This is a genomic window from Paucihalobacter ruber (assembly GCF_006494535.1).
GTDB lineage: Bacteria > Bacteroidota > Bacteroidia > Flavobacteriales > Flavobacteriaceae > Paucihalobacter > Paucihalobacter ruber.
On sequence record NZ_VHIQ01000013.1, the window covers coordinates 1 to 5,256 of the forward strand.

At 33.4% G+C, this 5,256-nt stretch carries 11 protein-coding genes; all 11 read left to right on the plus strand.

The window, feature by feature from the left end:
- The first annotated feature begins 325 nt into the window (after window positions 1-325).
- The 11 genes from FJ651_RS15495 to FJ651_RS15550 all read left to right on the plus strand — a co-directional run bounded on the left by FJ651_RS15495 (window position 326) and on the right by FJ651_RS15550 (window position 5,133).
- Window positions 326-688, plus strand: coding sequence for a type II toxin-antitoxin system RelE/ParE family toxin (locus FJ651_RS15495; protein ID WP_140991701.1), 363 nt, complete (start codon window positions 326-328; stop codon window positions 686-688).
- A 7-nt stretch (window positions 689-695) separates the two neighbouring features.
- Window positions 696-1,001: a helix-turn-helix domain-containing protein gene (locus FJ651_RS15500; protein WP_140991702.1), complete on the plus strand. Its 306-nt coding sequence runs from the start codon at window positions 696-698 to the stop codon at window positions 999-1,001.
- A 254-nt stretch (window positions 1,002-1,255) separates the two neighbouring features.
- The gene (locus FJ651_RS15505; protein ID WP_140991703.1) at window positions 1,256-1,549 is read left to right on the plus strand and encodes a type II toxin-antitoxin system HigB family toxin; all 294 of its coding nucleotides are present in this window, start codon (window positions 1,256-1,258) and stop codon (window positions 1,547-1,549) included.
- A gap of 2 nt (window positions 1,550-1,551) precedes the next feature.
- Window positions 1,552-1,911 carry a helix-turn-helix domain-containing protein gene (locus tag FJ651_RS15510; RefSeq protein WP_140991704.1) on the plus strand — a complete coding sequence of 120 codons (360 nt, stop codon included), beginning with the start codon at window positions 1,552-1,554 and terminating at the stop codon, window positions 1,909-1,911.
- A gap of 233 nt (window positions 1,912-2,144) precedes the next feature.
- Window positions 2,145-2,396 carry a DUF6364 family protein gene (locus FJ651_RS15520; protein ID WP_140991706.1) on the plus strand — a complete coding sequence of 84 codons (252 nt, stop codon included), beginning with the start codon at window positions 2,145-2,147 and terminating at the stop codon, window positions 2,394-2,396.
- The gene (locus FJ651_RS15525) at window positions 2,397-2,819 is read left to right on the plus strand and encodes a type II toxin-antitoxin system VapC family toxin (RefSeq protein ID WP_140991707.1); all 423 of its coding nucleotides are present in this window, start codon (window positions 2,397-2,399) and stop codon (window positions 2,817-2,819) included.
- A gap of 225 nt (window positions 2,820-3,044) precedes the next feature.
- Window positions 3,045-3,512: a GNAT family N-acetyltransferase gene (locus tag FJ651_RS15530; RefSeq protein ID WP_140991708.1), complete on the plus strand. Its 468-nt coding sequence runs from the start codon at window positions 3,045-3,047 to the stop codon at window positions 3,510-3,512.
- Window positions 3,513-3,795: 283 nt separating this feature from the next.
- Window positions 3,796-4,011, plus strand: a complete 216-nt coding sequence (locus tag FJ651_RS15825; protein WP_262710598.1) for a type II toxin-antitoxin system RelE/ParE family toxin — start codon at window positions 3,796-3,798, stop codon at window positions 4,009-4,011.
- A gap of 1 nt (window position 4,012) precedes the next feature.
- The gene (locus FJ651_RS15540) at window positions 4,013-4,297 is read left to right on the plus strand and encodes an addiction module antidote protein (RefSeq protein WP_140991709.1); all 285 of its coding nucleotides are present in this window, start codon (window positions 4,013-4,015) and stop codon (window positions 4,295-4,297) included.
- A 241-nt stretch (window positions 4,298-4,538) separates the two neighbouring features.
- The gene (locus tag FJ651_RS15545) at window positions 4,539-4,820 is read left to right on the plus strand and encodes a type II toxin-antitoxin system RelE/ParE family toxin (RefSeq protein ID WP_140991710.1); all 282 of its coding nucleotides are present in this window, start codon (window positions 4,539-4,541) and stop codon (window positions 4,818-4,820) included.
- A gap of 10 nt (window positions 4,821-4,830) precedes the next feature.
- On the plus strand, window positions 4,831-5,133 hold the full coding sequence (locus FJ651_RS15550; RefSeq protein WP_140991711.1) for a HigA family addiction module antitoxin: 303 nt from the start codon (window positions 4,831-4,833) through the stop codon (window positions 5,131-5,133).
- Window positions 5,134-5,256 lie beyond the last annotated feature (123 nt).

The window sequence follows — 5,256 nt, forward strand, 5'->3', positions numbered from 1 at the left end:
AATGTTGTCGAAGTTTAATACTTCACCGTGTATAGTAACCTTATTCCGCTCTTTTGTTCTTTCTGATTAAGTACTAAAATTAATGAATTGTAAACTTAAGCCGTGTATAAAAAATTGCTAGTTTTAGTTAATACAAAGTTTGTTGCTTGTTTGCTGGCTTCCGATTTTCCTTTGGAAAATCCTCGCCCACAAACACGCAACTTTCCATACACGAACACGTTGCCATTAATACTGAAAAATCCATCTTCTCATGAATTATTCATTTACAATTTGGAAAATGTTACCTTTTTAGGTAACTTTGAGCCGAAATTAACGACTAACAACATTGAGCGAATTTAAAAGAGACATTGGATTTTACGAAAACCATTTTAAGGATTTCTATTTAAAACAGTCGCTCGCTGTTCGTAAGAAAATTGACTGGACTCTTTTGGTTATTAAAACTACCAGAATCGTTCCTGAAAAATTTTTAAAACATCTCACGAATACAGACGGACTATGGGAAGTACGAGTTTCAGCTGGAAACGGAATTTTCAGAATCTTCTGTTTTTTTGATGATGGGAATTTAATCATACTGTTGAGCGGATTTCAAAAGAAAAGGCAGAAAACACCAAAAAATGAAATTAAAAAAGCGGAACGACTTAAAAAAGAGTATTATGAAATCAAAGATTCACGAATACCAAAAAAATAAAAAAGTTATGAGTAAAACAGATAAAAGAATTACATCGTTTGATGACCATTTAAATGAGCAGTACGGAAAAATCGGAACTGAGTCCCGTAACGAATTCCAAGAGGAATTTGAGACATTTAAAATTGGCATCTTAATTCAAGAGGCTAGAAAAAAACAGCATCTGACCCAAGAACAACTTGCTGAAAGAGTAGGAACAACAAAAAACTATATTTCGAGAATTGAAAACAATGCAAGCGACATCCGACTTTCGACCTTGATGCGAATAATCAGAGAAGGATTAGGTGGAAGTTTAAAATTTTCGCTTGACGTTTAAGATTTGAAGAAAAAGTACTAATGGCAACACCTTGTAACAGGCATTGCTTCTAATTTTGCCTTCGGCCAGTTCGCACTCCGTGCTCGTGTCCTTTCGGAAAATCCTCGCAAGCGTTAAGGTTTGTGTTTTTTAAGTATCTTAGTTCTTAAACCGCGCAACGCCTGTTACACAAACACGTTGGCAACAAGCTAAAAAAACAAAATAATTACCAATTTGGTAACTTTTTTATTATATTTGCGACAAACAATTATAATGTGCGAATAATTGCAAAACGAACTTTACGAGATTTTTGGGAAAAACACGCTGATTGCGAACCACAATTAAAATCGTGGTACAGAGAAACCGAAAAATCGGAGTGGAAAAACATTAACGATTTAAAGAATGAATATCCAAGCGCAAGTATTTTAAAAGACAATCGAATTGTTTACAATATTAAAGGCAATAATTATCGCTTGATTGTAAAATTCAATTTTGAATACGGGATATGTTGGATAAGGTTTATTGGAACTCACGCAGAGTATGACAAAATTGACGCAAATAACATCTGATTATGAAAATATTACCAATTAGAAACGAAAAGGACTATCAGGAAGCACTCAACAGACTTGAGGATATTTTTGATGCAAATAAAGGAACGGAAGAAGGAGATGAATTGGAAATCCTTTCAATCTTGATTGACCAATACGAAAAAGAGAATTTCCCAATCGGAATGCCTGACCCAATCGAGGCAATTAAGTTCAGAATGGAACAAATGGGAATGAATCAAAAAGATTTAGCAGAAGTTGTTGGCTTTAAAAGCAGAGTAAGTGAAATATTAAATAAAAAAAGAAAACTTACTTTAAATATGATTAGAAAACTGAACACAACTCTTCACATTCCAACTGAAGTTTTGGTTCAAGATTATAAATAAAAAAAGCCAGTTGCCAACAATGGCAATAAGTAATTGCTTGTTCTCGCATACTTTGGAAATTCCTGCGGAATTTCCAACTTGGTGTGTACTTGTAAAGTTAACCGCTAAACCCCACAACTACTCATAGCCAAACCGTTGCCACGAGCAAATAACACGTGTTAAAATAAAAATATTTACACGTATTTAAAAATTATTTTGTAACTTTGTTATGATTAACTCAAAAATTTATTTTTATGAACACAAAGTTGACATTAACAATAGAAAGAGAAATAATTGAAAGAGCAAAAAATTATGCGAAAGGAAAAAATCGCAGCTTGTCAGATATTATCGAAAACTATTTGAAAATACTTACCAATGAAGAACGGAATAACAAAAGAAAAAAACTGAATCCAGCCGTTGAATCATTAAAAGGTTCTTTTAAAATGCCTAAGGATATTGATTATAAAAAAGAACTTAAAGATCGATTAGAAAAAAAATATTTATAAATGGATAAAGTTTTAATCGATACAGATGTACTACTTGATTTCTTTTTTGACAGAAAACCATTCGCAGAATATTCAGCGGAAATTCTAAATCTTTGCGCAGAAAAGGAAATCAATGGATATACAACTCCTGTAATAATTTCTAATGTCTATTATTTGCTTAGCAAAACAGCAAAACACAATATTATTGTAGAGAAAATAAAACAACTTCTAAATATAATTGACATTGTTAAAATAGATAAAAATGTTGTCATAAATGCTCTGAACTCTGAATTCAAAGATCTCGAAGATGCCTTACAAAATTTCTCGGCAATAGAAAACGGACAAATAAAAATCATTCTAACAAGAAATTTAAAGGACTTCAAAAAAAGTGATTTAGCTATTTTGACACCTGAAACATATCTGAAAGGAAAAGCCAGTGGCTAACAACATGTATAATTAATGGCTAGTTCTCGTCTACTTACGAAAATTGCTGGCGCCAGTTCGCTTCGCTCGTGTCTCGCGGATTTTTGCTATACACAGTTCGCTCCGCTCGTGTCTATTCGGTTTTTATTTGCTAAATTAGGTGCTTAAACACGCCACTAATCATACACAAACACGTTACCTGCAATACCTGCAAAACGCATAGTGTAAGACTGAAATTAAAGTAAAATGACTTTTAGGGAAGCAAACATAGCCGACATAAGACAGATACAAATAGTTAGAAATTCTGTAACGGAAAACACTCTGTCAAATCCTGAATTAGTAACTGATGCTGATTGTTTGGAATTTATCACAAAAAGAGGAAAAGGATGGGTTTGTGAAATTGACAATCAAATTGTCGGATTTTCAATAGCGGACTTAAAGGAAAATAATATTTGGGCATTATTTGTACACCCAAATTTTGACAAACGAGGAATTGGGAGGCAATTGCACGACTTGATGTTAAATTGGTATTTTAACCAAACTTCTAAAAGTCTATGGTTGGGAACTGTCCCAAATACAAGAGCCGAAATTTTTTATAGAAAATTGGGATGGACTGAAATTGGAACTCACGGAAAAGGAGAGATAAAATTTGAAATGACATTTGAAAACTGGAAAAATAAAAGTACAGCAGGTAACAATGTATATACAAAATAGGCGAAATAGCAATAAATTTAAGGGTTGTAGTCCGCTTCAAAATTGTATCGGCTTGATAAGTTTGAAGCCCGCAATCGCATATTTTTCATATACTTACCGTTGTGATGCATTTTGATAACCCGCTCGAATAAAACAATTTTCTCTTTCCATATCCAAAAAGTTAATTATATTTGTATCCAAATGAATACAGGTTTGAATGGTAATTATCGAAAAAACATCTGAATTTGACAAGTGGATTAGAAAGCTGAAAGACATTCGGGCAAAATCAAAAATACTTTTTTGAATCCAAAAACTTGAAACGGATGAACATTTCGGAGATTGTAAACCTGTCGGTGGCGGAATTAGCGAAATGAAAATTAATTATGCTAAAGGTTATCGAGTTTATTTTAAGGAAAAAGATAACAAAATTGTTATTCTTTTAATCGGCGGAGATAAATCGACTCAACAAAAAGACATCGAGAAAGCCAAAAAAATCTGGAACAGAATAAAAAATGATTGATATGGAAACCACAAAATTTGACATAGCGGACTATTTAGACAGTGAAGAAATGATTGCGGAATATCTGAATACAGTTCTTGAAGATGGAGACAGTTCTGATTTGATAGTAGCAATCGGGCATATCGCAAAGTCTATCGGAATGACTAAAATTGCGGAGAAAACCGGAATAAGCAGACCAAGTCTTTACAAAGCTCTGTCTGACGGATCAAAACCACAATTTGGAACAATAATGAAAGTACTGAAAGCCATTGGCGGACAAATAAATGTGAAACCAATGTCAGCTTAAAAAAAACGCACCATAACAACTAGTATAACAAACCCGCCTGCCGGTCGGGCAGGCAGGTAGCTTTTAAGTGCTTAATCCAAAGTTTTTGTATATTTAAAATCATAAAACCAACTTGGAATGGTTAGTGATTATTTGCATGCTACTTGCCATACCAGAGAACGTTAGGCAACATTTGAAAAAAAAAATCTGCACAGAACAAGTATTTTACTTATCTTTGACGTTAGTAACGTAAAACAAAACTATGATTATTTCTTTTGGCTCGAAACAAACAGAACAAATTTGGAATGGTATTCGAGTTAAAAAAATGCCGATTGAAATACAGAACGTTGGACGTCGGAAATTGAGAATGCTGAACAACTCGCAGGACATTGCTGATTTAAGAATTCCGCCCTCAAACCGACTTGAAAAACTGACTGGAAAATTAAGTGAATTTTATAGTATTCGGATTAATAAACAATGGCGGATTATCTTCATTTGGGATAATGGAAATGCAAGCCAGGTAGAAATAATTGATTATCATTAAAAAAGAAAAAATGGAAAAGTTAGCAAATGTACACCCAGGAGAAATCTTGAATTACGAATTTCTTGAGCCTTTGGAAATCACGGCATACCGACTTTCCAAAGACTTGAAAATTCCACAAACACGAATTTCAGAAATCATAAAAGGAAATCGCAGAATTACTGCGGACACAGCTTTACGATTGAGTAAATATTTTGGGAATTCAGCAAAGTTCTGGCTCGGACTTCAAGATGATTATGATATCGAAGAGGAAAAAGAATCTAAAGAATCAGAACTGAACGAAATAAAGCATTACGGAAATAAAAACGTTGCCTAACAAAGAACTGAGATAAAAACCAAGTCTTTTGTCAAAAATAATTAGCCATAAGTTTCCTGTCATTGTTGAAATAGAACAAATCTCCTTTAGTCGATTTGTTTCCAGTTCAACAAGCTACTTCCA

Coding starts and splice junctions, on each gene's coding strand:
- FJ651_RS15500 (WP_140991702.1), top strand. CDS start 696: ATGAGTAAAACAGATAAAAGAATTACATCGTTTGATGACCATTTAAAT.
- FJ651_RS15510 (WP_140991704.1), top strand. CDS start 1,552: ATGAAAATATTACCAATTAGAAACGAAAAGGACTATCAGGAAGCACTC.
- FJ651_RS15520 (WP_140991706.1), top strand. CDS start 2,145: ATGAACACAAAGTTGACATTAACAATAGAAAGAGAAATAATTGAAAGA.
- FJ651_RS15525 (WP_140991707.1), top strand. CDS start 2,397: ATGGATAAAGTTTTAATCGATACAGATGTACTACTTGATTTCTTTTTT.
- FJ651_RS15530 (WP_140991708.1), top strand. CDS start 3,045: ATGACTTTTAGGGAAGCAAACATAGCCGACATAAGACAGATACAAATA.
- FJ651_RS15540 (WP_140991709.1), top strand. CDS start 4,013: ATGGAAACCACAAAATTTGACATAGCGGACTATTTAGACAGTGAAGAA.
- FJ651_RS15545 (WP_140991710.1), top strand. CDS start 4,539: ATGATTATTTCTTTTGGCTCGAAACAAACAGAACAAATTTGGAATGGT.
- FJ651_RS15550 (WP_140991711.1), top strand. CDS start 4,831: ATGGAAAAGTTAGCAAATGTACACCCAGGAGAAATCTTGAATTACGAA.